Source organism: Streptosporangium sp. CA-135522, assembly GCF_050949235.1.
Taxonomy (GTDB): domain Bacteria; phylum Actinomycetota; class Actinomycetes; order Streptosporangiales; family Streptosporangiaceae; genus Streptosporangium.
Genome location: NZ_CP192026.1, coordinates 8,906,496 through 8,926,062, shown reverse-complemented (window position 1 = coordinate 8,926,062; position 19,567 = coordinate 8,906,496). Strand labels below are relative to the sequence as shown.

Genomic DNA, 19,567 nt, shown 5'->3' with positions numbered 1-19,567 from the left:
AGTTATGAATGGGTTACCGACGATAAGCGTGTTTCATGACGCTGAGGAGGAAGAGTGATCGGGCGGAGCGAGATGGCCGGGAGAGGCGGCGTCTTGGTGATGTTCGACGAGCCCCTGAAGTCCCGCGAGTCCGCGAGTTTCAACCGGTCGCCGAGCTTCGGTCAACCCATGGGTCTCCACGGATCGCGCGCTCTCCATGAGCCGCTGGGCGAGGAACCATGACCGAGACCCTGCCCGGCCGGGCGGTCGACGGCGAGCGGTTCCGGCAGGCGCTGGCCGTGCACGCGGCCGGGGTGGTCGTGGTCACCGCGCAGTCCGAGGGGATTCCGGTCGGCCTGACGGCCACCTCCTTCTCCTCGGTCAGCCTCGCGCCCCCGCTGGTCTCCTTCTACGTCGACCAGTCCTCGACCACCTGGCCGTGGCTCCGCCAGGCCGACCACTTCGCGGTGAACGTCCTGGCCAGCGACCAGGCCGAGTTGGCCGCCCGGTTCGCGCGCAAGGGCGTCGACCGCTTCGCCGCCCCCACCGCCTGGCAGCCGGGTCCGCTGGGGGTGCCGTTGCTGAGCGGGGTGTCCGCCCAGCTGATCTGCGTCCCGCACTCCACCGTCGACATAGGCGACCACGTCCTCGTCGTCGGCCTCGTCACCGAGACCAGCCTCGGCCCCGGTGGCCGCCCCCTCCTGTATCACCAGGGCCGCTTCGGCCGCTTCACCCCGCATCCCTGACCCCGTGGGGAACGCCTCCGTACGGAGGCGTTCCCCACGGGCCGACCGTGACAATTTCCGCTTTTGTCCTACTCGGTACAGGACGGCGAAACTGCGACTGGTCGCCCACCTGGCACAGCGACACCATTGTGACCGGACAACATGTCCCTTTCGATACGCGATGTCGCGTCAGGAGGGCGATCATGAAGCCTTGACGGCAAAGACGTGCGGCACGCCCGACCACTTCACCGTCGAGGAGCCGCCCGTTCCCGGGGCAGGCCGCCGCCTCAGGCGAGCCGGACGGTGCCCCGGCCGGTGGCCAGAGGCAGATCGAGCAGGGTGCGGATGCCGGGCGGGGCGGCGCAGAGGGCGGCCACCGAGTTGATCGCGTGGGCGGCGGCACCGGCCAGGCCGTGGGTCATCTCGTCGACGGTGAGAGTCATGTGGGGCACCCCCTCGACGTGGATGGTGAAGCCGGGGTCGGACCAGCGGCGGACCCTGCTGGCGTCGGCCTTGTAGACGCACTCGACCGTCATGAAGGGACGGCCGCGGACGAGACCGGTGAACGTCCACCGGGACGCGCACACGGTGCCGACGCTGACCACGCCCGCGGCGATCTCGAACTCCTCGGAGGCGAGCTCGAACTCGTCGCTCTCCTCGACCTCGTCGAGGGTCACGTCGAGATTGCCGGCCACGAACTGGACACTCTCGGCGAACAGCGAGCGCTGGAAGGCGCGGAACGGGCGGACGGCGGCGGCGTAGTCCTTGGCCGAGCGGCCGAAGCCGTACAGGTCGACCACGATCTGGCGGGACGGGTGGCCGCGGAAGTCGGAGGACTCGCGGACGTAGACGTGGTCGATCCGGTTGGACAGCCCGGTCAGGGCCAGGGGAAGCATGTCGCTCATGAAGCCGGGATTGATGCCGGTGCCGTGCAGGGAGGTGTTGCCGGCCCGGCAGGCGGCCTCCAGGCGTTCCACCACGCCGGGGCCGTAGCACTGGGGATAGACGAACCCCGTCGTTGTGACGACGTTCTTGCCCGAGGCGAGCAGGGCGCAGATCGTCTCCACGTCGGTCGCGTGGCCGCCACCGAAGTAGGACGCGGGCAGCGGCATGTGCAGCACGCAGTCGGCTTCCAGCGCGAGGATCTCGTCGACGTCGTCGGTGCAGGTGACGCCGGCCTGCGGGAGCCCGACGAGTGTTCCGGCGTCCTGGCCCACCTTGTCCGGGTCGTAGACGAGCACCCCGACGAGCTCGAACTGGGGACGGGTGATCAGTGCGCGCAGTGAGTATCGGCCGACGGCGCCCGTGGCCCATTGGATCACTCGAAGGGGCGGAGATGAGGGCATGCGTTGCCTCCAGCCCGGGTCTTTGGGCGGGGCCATGCTGGGAGGAGTGTCGTCGTTGACCCTCGCCCTGTTCGGGGCAGAAACTTTAGCAGAAATTCACACGCTCGATCACTATCCGCGACGATTCCGCGACGATTCCGCGGCCTGATGGCCCCCCGGGATTCGGCAGGCTATTGTTCAAGAAAAACAGAACTATGTTCTCGTGGGAGAGTGCGGATGTCAGAGCTGCGGTTTGACGGCAAGGTCGCGGTCATCACCGGCGCCGGGCACGGCCTCGGCCGCTCGCACGCGCTGTCGCTGGCCGAGCGCGGCGCCAAGGTGGTCGTCAACGACCTGGGCGGGGCGCTGGACGGCACGGGCGCCTCCACCGGCCCGGCCGCCGACGTGGTCGAGCTGATCAACAAGAACGGCGGCGAGGCGGTCGCCAGCACCGACAACGTCGCGACGCCGGAGGGTGCCAAGGCGATCGTCCGGGCCGCGATCGACGCCTTCGGGCGAGTGGACGTCGTCGTCAACAACGCGGGCATCCTGCGGGACAAGTCCTTCGGCAAGATGACCGTCGAGGAGTTCGACCAGGTCCTCGCCGTCCACGTGCGCGGCTCCTTCCTGGTGAGCCACGCCGCCTTCCCCTATCTCAAGGAGCAGGGCTACGGCCGGATCGTCAACACCTCCTCGCCCGCCGGGCTGTTCGGCAACTTCGGCCAGGCCAACTACTCCACGGCGAAGATGGGCCTGGTGGGCCTGACCAAGACGCTCGGCATCGAAGGCGCCAGGGCCGGGATCAAGGCCAACGCGATCGCGCCGATCGCCTGGACCCGGATGACCGAGGCGCTGCTACCGGCCGAGTTCGAGGCGAAGTTCACCGCGGAGCGGGTCAGCGCGCTCGTGACGTTCCTGGCGCACGAGTCCTGCGAGACCAGCGGGGAGGTCTTCAGCGTGGGCGGCGGCCGGATCGCCCGGGTGTTCGTGGCCGAGGGGCCGGGCTGGCGGCAGGAGGACCACACCGTCGAAGACATCCGGGACAACTGGGAGGCCATCATGGCCGAGCAGCCTTACCTGACCCCCACCACCCTCGGCCAGCAGGCGAGCGCCTCCATGAAGGCCATGCTCTGACATCTCGCCGATCGAAGGGCGTCCTCCTGGTGGGGCGCCCTTTTTTCGTTCGCCGGGACTTCTTCGACGGGTCATCGGGAGCGTGCGAGGGGGGTTCGCCTCGGGGCGTCTCGCGCGGGCCCCTTCCCCGCTTTTGCCGGTTGACGCAAGGCTTCTGGCCATATCAGCCAAGCTTTTGCTTGACCATCGCCATAACTTCTCCTTACCATCCAGAAACGTGGAGGAAATAAGCCAGAAACCGACAAATCATGTTTTGACCTCCTAGGTTTCCCGCGCCACACCGGGTCGCCGATCGGGGGCCGCCCGGCCTGCTCCGCATGCCCTTTTCACCCCACGGGAGATTTCATGCGTCGCCCGCTCATCGCCCTCCTGATCCCGATCCTGCTCCTGTTATCCGCCGGTACGGCGCACGCGCGAGCCGTATCGGCCCCCGCCTTCCGCGCGCTGCTGTTCACCGAGACCGCCGGCTACGTCCACGACTCGATCCCGGCGGGGATCACGATGGTCCAGCAGCTCGCCGCCGCCAACAACTTCGAGGTCGTCCAGTCCGCCGACTCGGCCGTCTTCAACGACGCGAACCTCGCCACGTTCGATGTGGTGATCATGCTGCAGAACTCCGGCATGGTCTGGGACAACGACGCCCAACGGCAGGCGATGCAGAAATACGTCAACGGCGGCGGCGGGATCGTGGCGATCCACAACACCACCGACATGAACATCGAGGCCGACTTCCCCTGGTGGGACCAGCTCATCCTGGGCGGCGCGCACATGACCGCGCACTCCAGCATCCTGCAGGGCACCGCCAAAGTCGTCGACCGGGTGCACCCCTCCACCGCCGGGCTGCCCGAGCGCTGGACGCGCAGCGAGGAGTGGTACAACTTCGACAAGAACCTGCGCGGTGGCGTCCACGTCCTGGTGACCGCCGACGAGACCACCTACGACGCCGGACCCAGCAAGATGGGAGCCGACCACCCGATCTCCTGGTGCCGCTCGGCCGAGGGCGGACGTGTCTGGGCGACCGGTATGGGCCACCAGATCGCCTCCTACAGCGAGGCGCCGTTCCGCCAGCACGTGCTCGGCGGCATCAGATGGGCCGCGGGCGACGCCCAGGGCGACTGCGGCGGCACCGTGTGGAACCGCTTCCAGAAGGTGACGCTGGACAGCGCTCCCGACCAGCCGATGCAGCTCGACGTCGCGGCCGACGGGCACGTGTACTACATCACCCGCACCGGCAAGCTCGTGGCCATCCACCAGGACGGCGAGATCGTGGTCACCGGCACGCTGAACGTCTACACCGGCGGTGAGGACGGCCTGATCGGCCTGGTCCTCGATCCGGGCTTCGCGACCAACCACTGGGTCTACCTCAACTACTCCCCGGCCGGCTCGGCGGAGGTCAACCAGGTCTCCCGATTCACCCTCAACGACCACACCCTCGACCTGAGCAGCGAGAAGAAGCTGCTGACCATCCCCGCGACCAGGACCGACGAGCCGGGCCACACCGGCGGGCAGCTCGCCTTCGGGCCCGGCGGCAACCTCTACATCGGCGTCGGCGACGACACCAACCCCTTCTCCTCCGACGGGTACGCGCCGATCGACGAGCGTCCGGGACGGCAGAACTTCGACGCCCAGCGCAGCTCGGCCAACACCAACGACCTGCGCGGCAAGATCCTGCGGATCCACCCGGAGAGCAACGGCACCTACACAGTCCCGGCGGGCAACCTGTTCCCGGCGGGCACCGCGCAGACCCGGCCGGAGATCTACGCGATGGGCTTTCGCAACCCGTTCCGGTTCGCGGTGGACTCCGCGACCGGCTGGATCTCGATGGCCGACTACGGTCCCGACGCGGGAGGAGCCAACGCCAACCGGGGGCCCGAGGGCACCGTCGAGTGGAACCTGATCAAGACGCCCGGCTTCTACGGCTGGCCGTACTGCGTCGGCAACAACACGCCGTACAACGACTACAACTTCGCCACGTCGACCTCGGGGGCGAAGTTCAACTGCGCGGCGCCGGTGAACAACTCGCCGAACAACACCGGGCTGACGAACCTGCCCGCGGCCAAGGCCGCCACCGTCTGGTACACCTACCACCTCACACCCGAGTGGCCCGAGATGGGCGACAGCGGCGGCGCGGCCCCGATGGGCGGCCCGTTCTACCACTACGACGCCGCCAGCCCCTCGCAGACCAAGTTCCCCGAGTACTTCGACAAGACCCCGTTCTTCTACGAGTGGAGCCGAAACTACCTCGCCGAGATGCGGCTGGACGGCAGCGGGAACGTGCTGAAGGTCAACCGGTTCCTGTCCAACCTCGGGTTCAGGTCGCCGATGCACATGAAGTTCGGCCCGGACGGCTCGATGTATCTGATCGAGTGGGGCGTCGGATACGGCGGCTCCAACCCCGACGACGGCGTCTACCGGATCGACTACGTCAGCGGCTCCCGAGCGCCGGTGGCCAAGGCGGGCGGCACACCCACCTCCGGCAAGGCCCCGCTCCAGGTGCAGTTCTCCTCGTCCGGCTCGGCGGACCCGGACGGCGACCCGTTCACCTACGCGTGGGACTTCACCGGTGACGGCACGACCGACTCCACGGCGGCGAACCCCTCCTTCACCTACACCGTCAACGGCACCTTCACCGCCAGGCTGACGATCACCGACTCGTCGGGCAAGAGCGGCTCGGCGACGGTGCCCATCACCGTCGGCAACACCGCGCCGGTCGTGACGTTCGGCTCGCCGCCCAACGGCGGGGTCATCTCCTTCGGGGACTCGGTCGGCTACACGGTCACGGTCACCGATCCGGAGGACGGCACGATCGACTGCTCCAAGGTCGTCGTGGTCACCGCCCTCGGCCATGACACCCACAGCCACGACACGGGGCAGTTCACCGGATGCTCGGGCACGGTCGCGACCACGGCCTCGGGACACGACGCGGACGCCAACACCTACTACGTCCTCACCGCGACCTACACCGACAAGGGCGGCCTGCCGTCGAGCGCCAACCTCATCCTGCAGCCCCGGCACAAGCAGGCGGAGTACTTCACCGGCTCCTTCGGCGTCCGGGTGATCGAGCAGGCCGGCGCGGAGAACGGCAAACGGATCGGCGACATCTCCAACAACGACTGGGTCTCCTTCTCACCGATGAGCGTCCAGGGGATCACCTCGGTGTCCTACCGGGTGTCCTCGCCTTACGGCGGTGGCACCATCGAATTGCGCGCCGACTCGCCGACCGGCCAGCTGCTGTCCACGACGGCGGTGCCCAGCACCGGTGGCTGGGACGTCTACCAATCGCTGACGGCCACCCCCGTGGCCGCGTTGTCCGGCAGCCACCCGCTGTTCCTGGTGTTCAGGCATCCGACCGCAGACCAGTTCGACCTCGACTCCTTCACCCTGAACGGGCCGGGGGTCGGCGGCACTCCCGGCGGGCCGGTGGCGAACGCCGTGTACACCCTGACCGCGGCGCACAGCTCCAAGGTGGCCGACGTCGAAGGCCAGTCCACGGCCGACAACGCCAGAGTGCTGCAGTGGGCCGGCAACGGCGGGACCAACCAGCAGTGGAAGGCCGTCGACAAGGGGAACGGGGTCTTCGCCCTCTCCTCGGTCAAGAGCGGCAAGTGCATGGACGTCTCCGGCGGCTCCACCGCATCGGGCGCGCCGATCATCCAGTGGACCTGTAAGGACTCCGCCAACCAGCAGTGGAAGTTCGCCGCGGCGAACGGCAACTGGAAGATCACCTCCGTCGGCAGCGGTCTCTGCCTGGAGGTCCCGGGCGCCTCCACCGCCGACGGCACCCAGCTCACCCAGGCGACCTGCGGGAGCGGCGCCAACCAGCAGTGGAAGCTCACCCGGATGAGCTGATCGCGGTCGCGAGCCGAGCGTCCGGGCGGGGCCGGACCGGCCGGTCGAGTCCGCCGGCTTCTGCGGAAACGCGCAGAAGCCGGCGGACTCCTCGCTGAAGCTCTTTCACGGGAGCTGAGAGCTCTTTCACGGGAAGAGCGGAAGAGGGCCGGCTTCTTCGACCCCGGTCCAGCGATCATCGCGGAAGGGTCGGCCCGCCCGGGTCGGCCGCTGGACCCCTGTGGAGGAATCATGACACGACCCGTCACCCTGTTCACCGGCCAGTGGGCCGATCTTCCGTTCGAGGAGGTGTGCCGGCTGGCCGCCGAATGGGGCTACGACGGCCTGGAGATCGCCTGCTGGGGCGACCACTTCGACGTCGAGCAAGCCCTCACCGACGACACCTACATCCCCCGCAAACGCGACATCCTGGCCAAATACCACCTCGAGGTGTGGGCCATCTCCGCCCACCTGGTCGGCCAGGCCGTCTGCGACCACCCCATCGACGCCCGCCACCAGGCCATCCTGCCCGCCCGCCTCTGGGCACAGGGCGAACCCGAACAGGTCCGCCGCCGGGCCGCCGAAGAGATCAAGAACACCGCCCGAGCCGCCGCCCGGCTCGGCGTCGCCACCGTGGTCGGCTTCACCGGCTCGGCCATCTGGCACACCGTGGCGATGTTCCCGCCGGTGCCCGCCGCGATGATCGAGGTCGGCTACGCCGACTTCGCCGCCCGGTGGAACCCCATCCTGGACGTCTTCGACGAGGTCGGGGTCCGCTTCGCGCACGAGGTGCACCCCGGTGAGATCGCCTACGACTACCACAGCACGGTGCGCGCCCTGCAGGCCATCGGCCACCGCCCGGCCTTCGGCCTGAACTGGGACCCCTCCCACATGATCTGGCAGGACCTGGACCCGGTCGGCTTCATCACCGACTTCGCCGAGCGGATCTACCACGTCGACTGCAAGGACGTGCGGGTGCGGACCGGCGACGGCCGGCGGGGCCGGCTGGCCTCGCACCTGCCCTGGGCCGATCTGCGCCGCGGCTGGGACTTCGTGTCCACCGGCCGGGGGGACGTGCCGTGGGAGGACTGTTTCCGGGCGTTGAACGCCATCGGCTACGCCGGGCCGATCTCCATCGAGTGGGAGGACGCCGGGATGGACCGTCTGGCCGGCGCCGCCGAGGCCCTGGGCGTGATCCGCGGGTTCAACGCGATCACCCCGCCGGCGACCTCCTTCGACGCCGCCTTCTCCACCGACTGATCCCGTCCCGCAGATCCCCGGGCGGCGCGCTCTCAGCCGTGAACACGCCCCAGCCGGCGCACGGCCTCGACCAGCTCGGCGGAGTCGGTGGTGGCGGCGAAGTTCAAGCGCAGATAGGCCGCCGGCAGTTCGGTGGCGAAATAGCGGCTACCGGCACTGACGGCGACGCCGTGCTGACGGGCGGCGCCGGCGACCATGGTGTCGTCCGCGCCGGCCGGCAGGCGGACCCACAGGTGCAGCCCGCCGGTGGGAGGGCGGGTGACGGTCCAGTCCGGAAGCTCTCGCGTGACGGCCGCGGTCAACTCCACGCACCGTTCCCGTAACGCCGTGGCCAGCGCGCGAACGTGCCTCTCCCACGCCGGGGAACTGACCAGCTCCAGCGCGGCCTCCTGCAGCGGGCGGGTGACGAAGAAGTCGTCGACCATGCGGACCGCCCGCATCCGCTCCATCACCGGCCCGCGAGCCACCAGCGCCCCGATGCGCAGGCTCGGCGCCGCGGGCTTGGTGAGCGAGGTCAGGTGGACGACCGTGCCGTCGCGATCGTCGGCCACCAGCGGCCGCGGCACCGGCGTGCCATGGCCCAGGTATCGCGCGAAGTCGTCTTCGATCACGAACGCGCCTGCCGCCCGGGCCGCGTCGACGACCTGCCGGCGACGCTCCGGTGCCAGCACCGCGCCGGTCGGATTGTGATGCGCGGGCTGGCAGTACAGCAGCCGCGCGCGGGTCATGGCGAACGCGTCGGCCAGCAGATCGGGGCGTACGCCGTCGGCGTCCATCGGCACCGGCACCGGGCGAAGCCCCGCGGCCCGGGCGGCGGCCAGCGCGCCGGGGTAGGTGGGCGACTCCACCAGGATCGGGTTGCCCGGCCCGGCGATGGCCCGGAACGCCATCGACAGGGCGCTCTGTCCGCCGGTCGTGATCAGTACGTCGTCCGGTGTCACGCCACCGCCCGCGATGGCGGCGAACACGGTGCGCAGTGACGCCAGCCCGCTCGCCGGGGCGCGATCCCACGCGTCGGGACGGCGTGCCGCACGCGCCAGCGCCGCACTCAGGACGCGGGTGGGCTGCAGCGATCGATGCAGGTAGCCGCCGTCCAGCGGGATCGTCCCGGCGGGCGGCGGGCCGAGCGGGTCGGTGAGCGGGCGCGTGTCCACGGCTCGATCGGTGAGGGCGACCGTCTGCCAGGCGGTGTCCGCGACATCACCGCCCGTCCGGGCGCGTGACGCCACGAACGTGCCGCTGCCCGGGCGGGTGACCACCGCGCCCTCGGCGGCCAGCATGGCGATCGCCTGCGACACGGTCACCGGTCCGACCCGGTACCGCTGGACCAGATCCCGGCTGCTCGGCAGCCGGTCGCCGGGCGACAGCTCAGCCAGCAGCGCTCGCAGACTGGTTACCAACTGAACGGAACTGCTACTGTCGGACATGAGAATAGATAATAGCGCTTCTGGCAATGAGCAGGAATCGCTACTGGACGTTCCGGCCTTGCGGGCCGACACTCCCGGCTGCTGGAACGTCGTGCACTTCAACAACGCGGGCTGCGGCCTGTTGGCCGCCCCGGTCCTGGCCACGATGCTCGACCACCTGAAGCTGGAATCGAGCATCGGTGGCTACGAGGCATCGGCCGCCCGCGCCACCCAGGTCCGCGAGTTCTATACGGAGATCGCCGAACTGATCAACTGCGGGCCCGACAACATTGCTTTCGCCGGTAGCGCCACTCACGCCTTCGCCACGGCCCTGTCCGCGATCCCGTTCGAGGCGGGCGACGTCATCCTCACCACCCGCAACGACTTCATCTCCAACCAGATCGCCTTCCTCTCCCTGCGCAAGAGATTCGGCGTGCGGATCGTCTACGCCCCGGACGCGCCGGAAGGCGGGGTGGACGTGGCGGCGATGGCCGAGCTGATGCGCGTGCACCGCCCCCGGCTGGTGACCGCCACCCACATCCCCACCAACTCCGGCCTGGTCCAGCCTGTCGCCGAGATCGGCCGGCACTGCCGCGAACTGGACCTGCTGTACCTGGTGGACGCCTGCCAGTCGGTCGGCCAGTACCCCGTCGACGTGGCGGAGATCGGCTGTGACCTGCTCACCGCCACCTGCCGCAAGTTCCTGCGCGGGCCCCGCGGTTCCGGCTTTCTCTACGTTTCCGACCGCGTCCTGCGCGCCGGCTACGAACCGCTGTTCATCGACATGCACGGCGCCCGCTGGACCGAGCCGGACCGCTACCAGCCCGTCGAGTCCGCGGCACGGTTCGAGGAATGGGAGTTTCCGTACGCGACCGTGCTCGGCTGCGCCGCCGCCGCGCGTTACGCCCGCCAGGTGGGCATCGACGCCATCGCGCGGCGCTCACCCGTGCTCGCCGCCCGTCTGCGCGACAAGCTCGACGCCGTCCCCGGCGTGCGCACGCTCGATCGCGGCCCGCAGTTGGGTGCCCTCGTCACCTTCGCGATCGAAGGCTGGCAGCCGCAGCCGTTCAAAGCGGCGATGGACGCGCGGAAAATCAACTCGGCGCTCAGCTTCCGCGAGTTCGCGCAGTTCGACTTCGGCGACAAGGACGTCGACTGGTGCCTGCGCCTGTCGCCGCACTACTACAACACCGAGGAAGAGGTGGACCTGGTCGCCTCCGTCGTCGCGGACCTGAGCCGCGGTGGCGGGCGTGCCCCCTGGCCCCTGAACGGCCGGGAGCGGTAGCGATGACGAGCACCGAACCGCGAGCGGAGGCGGCGAACGCCTCGCCGGAGAGGTCGGAGAGGCCGGAGAGTCTGTGGCGCAACAGCGATTTCCTCAGGTTCTGGCTTGGCGAGACCTTGTCGCTGCTCGGCACCCAAGTCACGAATCTGGCGCTCCCGCTGACCGCCATCTACGCCTTCCACGCCACTGACGAGCAGGTCGGCGTCCTGCGGTTCCTGCAGCTCGCCCCCTACCTCGGATTCGCCCTGATCTTCGGAGTCTGGGTCGACCGGGTTCGACGGCGGCCGGTCATGCTTGGGGCCAACCTGACGAGGATGGTCCTGCTCGCTCTGATTCCCCTCCTGTCCTGGCTGGGTGTTCTGAGCATGGCGCCATTGCTGGTCATCGCATGCGCCGTCGGCATCGCGTCAGTGCTGTTCGATGTGAGCTGGATGTCCTACGTGCCCACCCTCGTGAAGGAGTCCGAACACTACGTCGAGGCCGGCTCCAAGATGGGGGTGAGCTCTTCGGCGGCCGACGTGGCCGGTCCCGGGCTCGCCGGTGTCCTGGTCAGCGCCTTGACGGCGCCGGTGGCGCTGGTCATCGACGCGTTCTCCTATCTGGTGTCGGTGGTCTCGCTGCTACTGATCCGCACGCGCGAGCCGCGTCCCGAACCGCCCGCCACGAAGCGGCATCTGCCGACGGAACTACGCGAGGGCCTGCGCTGGGTCTTCGGCGACCCGATCCTGCGGGCGCTGGCTCTCGTCGGATTCTGCTGCAACTTCTCCATGGTCACGGTCTGGACCATGTTCCTGCTGTACGGCACGCACGATCTGCGTCTCGACTCGACGACCCTCGGCGGAATCTTCGCTGCGGCCTCCGTAGGCGGCCTGATCGGCGCGATGATCTCCAGGAAGGTCATCGGGCGGTTCCGGCTCGGACCGGTCTACTTCGTCGCCCAGTCGGCCCTCCTGCTCGGCCCGGCACTGATCGTACTGGCGGGTGGGCCGAAACCGCTGATGGTGGGGATGTTCATCCTCTCCTTCTTCACCACCTACCTGGGACTCGGCGTGGCCAACGTCATCATCGTCAGCCTGCGTCAGATCAGCACTCCACCGTCGATGATGGGCCGGATGACCGCGGTGTTCCGCACGCTGCTGTTCGGCGGTGGTGCCCTCGGCGGCCTGTTCGCCGGCCTCCTCGCCGGTGAGATCGGCGCCCGGGGTGCGCTGACCGCGGCGGCACTCGGCTCCGCCGCGGTGGTGGCCGGGCTCGTCGTCTCCCCGGTGAGCCGGCTGCGTGAGCTGCCATCGGCGATGGCGGCGTACCTGCCCGGACGGTAGGCGCACCTGCCCGGACGGTGGAAGAACGGTGGACAGGGCGAGGCCCGCGCCGTCGATCACTTCGACGGCGCGGGCCGTACCCGAACGGGCTAGTCCATGACGACGACCTGGCGCAGGACCTCGCCGCCGCGCAACGCGGCCACGGCGTCGTTGAGATCGGAGAGCTTGATGCGGGCGCTGATCATGCTCTCCAGATCGAGCTTGCCCGCCTTGTACAGCTCGGCGAAGAAGGGGAAGTCCCGGCGGACGTCCGACCCTCCGTACATCGAGCTGAGGATGTTCTTGCCCTCGAACAGCAGGCTGAAGGCGCTCAGCGGGACGGTGTCGTCCATCGCGCCCGCGCCCACCACGATCACGTCGCCGCCGCGGCGGGTGGCCTGCCACGCGGTCATGATGGCGGCGGACTTGCCGACGGCCTCGAAGCCGTAGTCGAACCCCCTGCCGCCGGTCAGCGACCCGACCGCGTCCCTGAGCTGGTCGGGGGTGATGGCGTGGGTGGCTCCGACCTTCTTGGCCAGTTCGTGCTTGGACTCCAGCGGATCGATCGCCAGGATCGTGGTCGCGCCGGAGATCCGGGCGCCCTGGATCACCGACAGGCCGATGCCGCCGCTGCCGACCACGGCCACGGTCGAACCGGCCCTGACCCGGGCGGTGTTGAGCGCCGCGCCGACACCGGTGGTGACGCCGCAGCCGATCAGCGCCGCGACCTCGTAGGGCACCCCGGGATCGACCTTGATCGCGCCCTGCCAGGGCACGACGATCTCCTCGGACCAGGTGCCGCACCCGGCCATGCCGAACGCCGGGGTGTCGCCGCCGTAGCGGAATCGGGCGTTGACGAAGCTGTCCATGACGTAGGTCATGCACAGGAACGGCTGGTTCACCAGGCAGTTGGAACAGGTGCCGCAGGCGGGGGTCCAGTTGATGATGACGTGGTCGCCGGGCTGGACCGTGGTCACGTGCTCGCCGACCTCGACGACTTCGCCCGCGCCCTCGTGGCCGGGGATGACCGGAAGCGGCATGGGCAGCACGCCGCTGATCACCGACAGGTCGGAATGGCAGACGCCGGTCGCCTTGACCTTGACGCGGACGTCCGTCGGTCCTATCGGGGCGAGGGTGAAGTCGTCGCGGATGTCCAGCTTGTCATCGCCGACGGCATGCAGAAGCGCACCACGCATTGGGGGTCCTCCTAGTTCTCCTCAAGGGAGATGGCGGCTTTGGGACAGGACCGCACGGCGTGCCGGACGCGGTCCGTCATCTCGGGCGGCGGCTCAGGCAGCAGCACGTGCAGCTGGTCGTCGTCGTCGAGCTCGAAGACCTCCGGGGCGAGTCCCGTGCAGACCGCGTTGGCCTCGCAGACCAGATAGTCGACTTTGATCCTCATGTGAGCCTCCTAGACCGGTGTGGCGAGCTTACGGTGATCCCATGAGATCACCCGAGTGGGCTCCACCACGAAGGCGACCCGCTTGCGGCCGGTGTAGGCGACGTATTCCGTGAGGAGCTCCTCGGCGTCGGGCATTCCCGCCATCCGCCGGGCGACGTTCATGCCGACCTCGAGGATGCCCCCGGAATCCTCGATTCGTCGGGCGACGCCGTACACCAGGACACCACGCAGGTCGGAATACTCTTCTCCGGCCTCGATCAGACAGCTCACCCGGGCGTCTCGCCGGATGTTGAGCGTCTTCTGGGCCTTGCCGTAGGTCCAGAAGGATATTTTGCCCTCGGTCAGCCCGTAGAACATGGTCACCATGTGCGGTGTCCCGTCAGGGTTGATCGTGCCGAGCTGGAGCTTCCGCGATTCGCCGATGAAGGCGGCGATCTCGTCCTCGGTCATCACGATGCGAGCGCGCTGGTTCACGGTGCAAAGTAGAACACGTTCCATAAGGCCGGGCAAGGGTCGTTCGGAATGTTGTTCGGTCTGGGTAGTCTGCTTCGATGAGCATCCCGACCATGCCGGCGGACCTGCTGTACGCGGCCCAGCGCGCCAAGGGTTTCATGCCCCACCCCGAAGGCCTCGCCCTGTTCGAGACGGCGGTCGAGTACGGTCCGCGCGGGCCGATCTGCGAGATCGGCACCTACTGTGGAAAGTCGGCCGTCTACCTCGGCGCGGGGGCCAGGCAGGCCGGCTCCGTCGTGCTCACCGTGGACCACCACCGGGGCTCGGAGGAGATCCAGCCGGGCTGGGCCCACCACGACCCCGCGCTGATGGACCCTCGCTTCGGCAAGATGGACTCGCTGCCCACCTTCCGCGCCACCATCGCCTCCGCCGGTCTGGAGGAGGAGGTCATCGCGATCATCGGCCGGTCGGAACGGGTCGCCGGGCTGTGGAGCACCCCGCTGGCGATGCTCTTCATCGACGGCGGTCACTCCGAGGAGCCGGTGACCAAGGACTACGAGGGGTGGGCCCCGCACGTCATGCCGGGTGGCGCACTGGTCTTCCATGACATCTACCCCGACCCCGCCACCGGCGGCCAGGCTCCTTACCGCGTCTACCAGCGGGTTCTCGCCTCCGGCGCCTTCAAGGAGGTCAGGCAGGAGGGCTCGCTGCGGGTGCTGGAGCGGGTCGGCCCCGGGATCGGCTGACCGCTCGCCCCGGTGCCCCGCCCGGTCGGTTCCGCCCTGACGGGCCGGTCGGTTCACCCTGGGCCGGTTCGCTCTGTGCCGGTCCGTCCTGGGCCGGTTCGCTGGCGGTTCGCTCTGGATCGGTTCGTCCTGGATCGGGGCGGACACCGGACCTCACCGCCGTTCTCCCGTCATGATCGATACGGCCACCGGTTCCCGCACGTCCCTGACCCGGACCACCGTCGAGGCGATCAGGTCGGCGCCCGACCGCAGCAGCAGCCAGCCGTCCTCGTGGCTCCCGGCGACGGTGAGCGGCGTCTGTGGCGGACGACCCGCCTTGCTCAGGCACCGCACGGCCGTCCAAATTCGGGTGGTCACGGTCTCTTCGGGCTCTCCGCAGCAGGGCAGCAACTCGTCGATCAGTGAGGCGAACGCCGCCTCCAGCGCTCCTCGCGCCGCGCCCACCCGCTCCCAGGAGCAGTACGCCGGGCCGTCCACGCCCAGCACCAGATCGCCCAGACGGCTGTGGCACGTCCCGCCGTCCATGGTCACGTGCAACGCCGGGTCCAGGCCGAGGGCGACCGAGGCCCGCTGCAGGTAGACGGCCAGCAGGTTCGGCGGCCATGGATCGCGCCGGGGGAGCGGGCCGACGTCCCTCAACCGCAGACCGGTCCACGCCGCCACCAGCCGCCCGCGGACATCGGTGGCGGTGACATCCCAGACATACTCGCCTTCGCTGTGGTGGCGCTCGGTGGCATGCAGCCGCACGTCCCCCTGGGACGGCCGGACCACTAGCCGCTCACCGCCGACCGGCAGCAGCCGCCGGTGCGGCACGCACGCCTGTAAGGCGTGGATCGTGGCGTCGCTCAACCCCGGGCTGCCCAGCACCGGCCTGCCCTCGAACCAGCCGTCGGGATCGTCGCCGTGCAGCTCCCCCCGGCACCCCCGCGCCTCGACGAGAGTGAGCTCCCTGACCCGCTGGAACCGCCCGGTGTGGAAGCACAGCGCGCCGTACAGGTCACCCGCGTCCAGCGGCTCGGTGCCGTCCCGGTTCAGCTGCGGTACGGCCAGCGTCTCGGCGGCCGGGTCCACGGGGAACACGGCACGGAAATGGTCGACGCGGAACCCGGTCTCCTCGCTGCGGACCACCGCCTCGACCGCCTTGTCATGCCGGAGCGCGCACACCCGGATCGTGGTGCCGCCGTCGTCGGGCACGACCACCGGCCGGTCGAACGTCATCTGCCCGGCCTCGTCCAGAGGCCGCCCGGCCAGGATCCCCGCGGCCTGCGCCATCGCCTCCAGCGCCACCACCGCGGGCAGCACCGCCGCTCCGTCGATCCGGTGGTCGTCCAGGTAGCCGTCGCTCTTGAGCGACAGGCGGCTGTCGGCGACCAGCTCCACCCCGGGGACGTGCACGCGCACCTCGTCCAGGAAGTGCCCGCCTCCCGGGCACGGGGCCGGCGGGTCGCCCAGCCTGCCGTGGACGGCCACGCTGGAGGGCAGATCCCCGGTCCTGAGCAGCTTGAGGAACAGCTCCGCCGCCTCCTGTGGTGTCACGGCCGCCAGGTCCGCGCGGGCCGTGGATCCGGTTGCGGATCCGGCCGCGGATCGCCGTCGTGAGCCGGCTCCGGCGTACGCCGGCCAGTCGATGTTCAGTCCGCCGATCCTGCGGACCCGTTCCCGTAGCAGCCCGCCGGCCAGTGCCTGGCGGCTCCGGCCCGCCTGGCCGTACCGGCCGCTCACCGATCCGAACGTCACCACGCGCCGGGGCGTGGTCGCGGCGAGGAGGTTGTCCAGTACGGCCAGCTCGGACGCGGCGTACCTCTCGGCGCTTTCTGCGTCCTCAACGTCTCCGGTGTTTCCGGTGTTCTCGGTGTCGCCGGCCGCGAGGTCGGCGAACCGGACCGGCCGGCCGGTGCTCGCTGAGTGGATCACCATGGTGACCGGTCCCAGCGCGTTCTCCAGATCCCGTACGGCACGCGCCACCGCGTCGGCATCGGTCATCTCCGCCGTCGCGTGACCGTGCCGGATCCCCCTGCGGGTCAGCTCCTTGAGACCACTCCTCAGGGTCGTGTCGTCACCCGGGCGTTCCCTGCCGAGCAGGGCCAGCCCGCATCCACCGATCTCGGCCAGCGCCATGGCGCAGGCGAACCCGATTCCCGTGCCGTCTCCGCTGACCAGCACCACGTCCTCGGCGCCCACCGGGAGCGGCCCTTCCCCGTCGAGACTGAGCGGGACGCTCCCGCCCGGGCGCTCAGCGGCGAGGTCGAGGCCGGGGTGTTCCAGCCGCAACGTCGCCAGGAACCCGGTCAGGGCATCGGACTCGCAGAGCACGGCCAGCCCCTCGCGATCCGCGATCGCCTCCCGGACCGCGGCGACCAGCGTCTCGACCGCCCCTGGCCGCAGCGGATCGTCGATCACGACCTGCCTGGACGGCGTCTGCCCCTCCGCCGTCGGCGGCCGGGTGCCGGGACGGTCCTTCCCCGCCGGAGCGGAAGGGACCCGGGCCTCCTTGGGGTCCTCGGCGAAACACCGCACCCAGCGCGCCACCCCGGCCACCGGGCCGGCGTCCGCCCGGTCCCGGCCCGCCTCCCCGTCGCCGTCCTCCCCGTCGCCGTCCTCCTCGGAGCCGCCTGGCGCGTCGCCGTAGGGAGCGGATGAGAAGGGATCGGGGACGAAGACGCGGTCGCGCCAGATGTCGATGGGACGGGCCGGCCGATCACCGTAGAGAGCGGTGAGGTCCGGGACCGTCCCGGCCGCCCACAGGGCGGCCGCCTCGGCCGGTGAGGTGTCGGCGGTGAGCTCCTCGGCGGGGGAGGACGCGGTCCCCTTCCCCGCGCCCGATCCCGGGTGGATCCCAGGCAGGCAGGCAGGCATGCCGGGCTTCCGGGAGCCCCGCCGTTCCAGGGCCAGGCCCGCTCGCTCGGCGAGCTGTTCCGCCGACCCCGCCACGATCGCGATCCGTACCGGCCCGGAGGGAACGGTTCCCAGCGTGTACGCGAGATCGCACAGCTCCGCCTCCGACCACCGCGTCGCCTGGTCCGCGACGCGTTCCAGCACCGGCCGCACGGCTCGTACGTCCCGTCCCGAGAACGCGAACACCAGGGGCTCCTCCAGGGACGGCCGGTCGATCACCCGTCCGGCCGGAGCGGCTCCCCGGGCGGCAGGGCGGGCGTCCGCGCAGACGTCCGGGCCGCCGTCCGCATGGGTGTCCGCGTGAGCGGCAGGGCCGCCGTCCGCGTTGGTATTCGCGCGAGTGGCAGGGCCGCCGTCCTCGTGGACGTCCGCGTGAGCGTCCGCACGGGCCGGATCGGATGCGGCGAGGTCGGATGCGGCGAGGTCGGACGCGGTGAGATCGGACGCGGTGAGGACGAGGTGGGCGTTGACACCACCGGGACCCATGGCGCTCACTCCCGCGTGGCGGGGTCCGGCGGGCCAGGGCTCGGGGGCGGCCAGGACACGCAGGGGCGCGCCGGGCGCGGTCAGCAGATGATGAGGGAACCCGCAGCCGGTGGTCGGGGGAAGGACTCCGGAGGCGACGCTCAGGGTGGCCTTGATCAATCCCGCGACCCCGGCCGCCGCCCCGGTGTACCCGATATTGGCGTCGACGGATCCGGCCGCCGCTCGTCGTGGTGCGCCGGATCCGGCCGTCGCCTGCCGCTCGGCGTCGGAGAGAAGGCGGGTGAGGGCGGTGAGCTCGGCGACGTCGCCGTCGGCGGTGCCGGCGCCGGCGCCCTCGAACAGGGCCACCTCGGCCGGGGAGACGCCGGCTCGGGCGTAGGCGCGGCGGAGCGCCAGGAGCCGGCCGTCGGCCTCCCGGCGGGGAACCTCCCACGAGCCGTCGCAGGACACCCCCCAGCCCGTGATCTCCGCATGGATCCGGAGACCGGCGGCGCGGGCGTCGGCCGTGCGCGCCAGGACGACCATGCCGCAGCCCTCACCCGGCCAGGAACCGTCCGAACGGACGTCGTAGACCCGCATGCGCTCGCCCGCCGGCGCGCCACCCTTGCCTGCGCCGGCCGGCTCGAACCGGCCGAGACCGAGATCGACGCCCCCCGCCAGGGCGAAGTCAGCACTCCCGTCCAGCAGCGACCGGCACGCGTCGATCACCGCCAGCAGGGACGAGGCACACGCCCCGTCCACCGTGTGCCCGCCGCCACGCAGGTCGAAGTGCCGGCAGATGCGTGTGGCGATCGTGCAGGGCGGTCCCGCCGCCGGCGGCTCGTCGGGGGTGTCGGGGAACGGTCGCGGATGCTCCGCCTCCGCCTGCGCCATCAGCCGGGCGGCCGTCTCCTCGGAGAGGTCGGCCAGGACCGAGGCCAGCACGCGCCGCAGATGCGGCCGGAGCGGGGCGACTCGTGCGGCCTCGCTCGCCAGGGTGGTGCCGACGACCACCGCGACCCGGTCCCGATCGAGCCCCTGCCCGCCCGGAAACCCGGCGTCGGCAAGAGCACGAGCCGCGGTGTCCAAGGCCAGCCGGTGAGCCGGATCGGCGGTGAGACGGCCGGAACCGGAGACGCCGAAGCCGGCCGGGTCGAACTCCCAGCCCTCGATCAGGGCGACGCGGGCGCCGTAGGCGCGGCCGGCGGCCGGCCGGTCGGGGGAGTGGGAGCCGGCCGGGTCCAGCCGTTCGACAGGCAGGGGCCGGAAGGCCCGCCGCTGCCACACCACGGTCTCCCACAGTGCCCCCGGGTCGAGTGCGTCGGGGTAGGCACAGGCCAACCCCACGATTGCGACGGACATT

General features: G+C 70.4%; 13 protein-coding genes. 7 read left to right on the top strand and 6 right to left on the bottom strand.

Annotated features, from left to right (window positions below; genetic code table 11):
• Nucleotides 1-218 precede the first annotated feature (218 nt).
• Nucleotides 219-725 carry a flavin reductase family protein gene (locus ACQPYK_RS41915; RefSeq protein ID WP_433244602.1) on the top strand — a complete coding sequence of 169 codons (507 nt, stop codon included), beginning with the start codon at nucleotides 219-221 and terminating at the stop codon, nucleotides 723-725.
• 266 nt (nucleotides 726-991) lie between these two features.
• On the opposite strand, the gene ACQPYK_RS41910 is transcribed toward ACQPYK_RS41915, so the two are convergent.
• The gene (locus ACQPYK_RS41910; RefSeq protein WP_433244599.1) at nucleotides 992-2,050 is read right to left on the bottom strand and encodes an NAD(P)H-dependent amine dehydrogenase family protein; all 1,059 of its coding nucleotides are present in this window, start codon (nucleotides 2,048-2,050) and stop codon (nucleotides 992-994) included.
• Nucleotides 2,051-2,266: 216 nt separating this feature from the next.
• On the opposite strand from ACQPYK_RS41910, the gene ACQPYK_RS41905 reads away from it, so the two are divergent.
• From ACQPYK_RS41905 to ACQPYK_RS41895, 3 genes are all read left to right on the top strand, one after another.
• Nucleotides 2,267-3,163: an SDR family oxidoreductase gene (locus ACQPYK_RS41905; RefSeq protein WP_433244596.1), complete on the top strand. Its 897-nt coding sequence runs from the start codon at nucleotides 2,267-2,269 to the stop codon at nucleotides 3,161-3,163.
• Nucleotides 3,164-3,508: 345 nt separating this feature from the next.
• Nucleotides 3,509-7,012 carry a ThuA domain-containing protein gene (locus ACQPYK_RS41900; protein WP_433244593.1) on the top strand — a complete coding sequence of 1,168 codons (3,504 nt, stop codon included), beginning with the start codon at nucleotides 3,509-3,511 and terminating at the stop codon, nucleotides 7,010-7,012.
• 231 nt (nucleotides 7,013-7,243) lie between these two features.
• Complete coding sequence (locus ACQPYK_RS41895; protein WP_433244590.1) at nucleotides 7,244-8,251, top strand: sugar phosphate isomerase/epimerase family protein; 1,008 nt, start codon at nucleotides 7,244-7,246, stop codon at nucleotides 8,249-8,251.
• Between the two features lie 32 nt (nucleotides 8,252-8,283).
• Here ACQPYK_RS41895 and ACQPYK_RS41890 read toward each other — a convergent pair whose 3' ends face one another.
• Nucleotides 8,284-9,678, bottom strand: coding sequence for a PLP-dependent aminotransferase family protein (locus ACQPYK_RS41890; RefSeq protein ID WP_433244587.1), 1,395 nt, complete (start codon nucleotides 9,676-9,678; stop codon nucleotides 8,284-8,286).
• On the opposite strand from ACQPYK_RS41890, the gene ACQPYK_RS41885 reads away from it, so the two are divergent.
• Together ACQPYK_RS41885 and ACQPYK_RS41880 are read left to right on the top strand one after the other, a co-directional pair.
• Entirely contained in the window at nucleotides 9,677-10,942 is a 1,266-nt protein-coding gene (locus ACQPYK_RS41885) for an aminotransferase class V-fold PLP-dependent enzyme (RefSeq protein WP_433244584.1), read from the top strand. The genes ACQPYK_RS41890 and ACQPYK_RS41885 overlap by 2 nt on opposite strands.
• 2 nt (nucleotides 10,943-10,944) lie before the next feature.
• Nucleotides 10,945-12,264, top strand: a complete 1,320-nt coding sequence (locus tag ACQPYK_RS41880) for an MFS transporter (RefSeq protein WP_433244581.1) — start codon at nucleotides 10,945-10,947, stop codon at nucleotides 12,262-12,264.
• Nucleotides 12,265-12,353: 89 nt separating this feature from the next.
• Here the strand turns inward: ACQPYK_RS41880 and ACQPYK_RS41875 are convergent, their stop codons facing one another.
• The 3 genes from ACQPYK_RS41875 to ACQPYK_RS41865 are packed head-to-tail and all read right to left on the bottom strand — an operon-like array spanning nucleotide 12,354 to nucleotide 14,119.
• Nucleotides 12,354-13,439: a Zn-dependent alcohol dehydrogenase gene (locus tag ACQPYK_RS41875; RefSeq protein ID WP_433244578.1), complete on the bottom strand. Its 1,086-nt coding sequence runs from the start codon at nucleotides 13,437-13,439 to the stop codon at nucleotides 12,354-12,356.
• An 11-nt stretch (nucleotides 13,440-13,450) separates the two neighbouring features.
• Nucleotides 13,451-13,645 (bottom strand): ferredoxin, encoded by a 195-nt coding sequence (locus ACQPYK_RS41870; RefSeq protein ID WP_433244575.1) that lies wholly within the window; start codon nucleotides 13,643-13,645, stop codon nucleotides 13,451-13,453.
• A 9-nt stretch (nucleotides 13,646-13,654) separates the two neighbouring features.
• A complete protein-coding gene (locus tag ACQPYK_RS41865) occupies nucleotides 13,655-14,119 on the bottom strand; it encodes a pyridoxamine 5'-phosphate oxidase family protein (protein WP_433244572.1) in 465 nt (154 codons plus the stop codon).
• Between the two features lie 77 nt (nucleotides 14,120-14,196).
• On the opposite strand from ACQPYK_RS41865, the gene ACQPYK_RS41860 reads away from it, so the two are divergent.
• A complete protein-coding gene (locus ACQPYK_RS41860) occupies nucleotides 14,197-14,844 on the top strand; it encodes a class I SAM-dependent methyltransferase (protein ID WP_433244569.1) in 648 nt (215 codons plus the stop codon).
• Nucleotides 14,845-14,997: 153 nt separating this feature from the next.
• On the opposite strand, the gene ACQPYK_RS41855 is transcribed toward ACQPYK_RS41860, so the two are convergent.
• A complete protein-coding gene (locus ACQPYK_RS41855) occupies nucleotides 14,998-19,566 on the bottom strand; it encodes an SDR family NAD(P)-dependent oxidoreductase (RefSeq protein ID WP_433244566.1) in 4,569 nt (1,522 codons plus the stop codon).
• Nucleotide 19,567 lies beyond the last annotated feature (1 nt).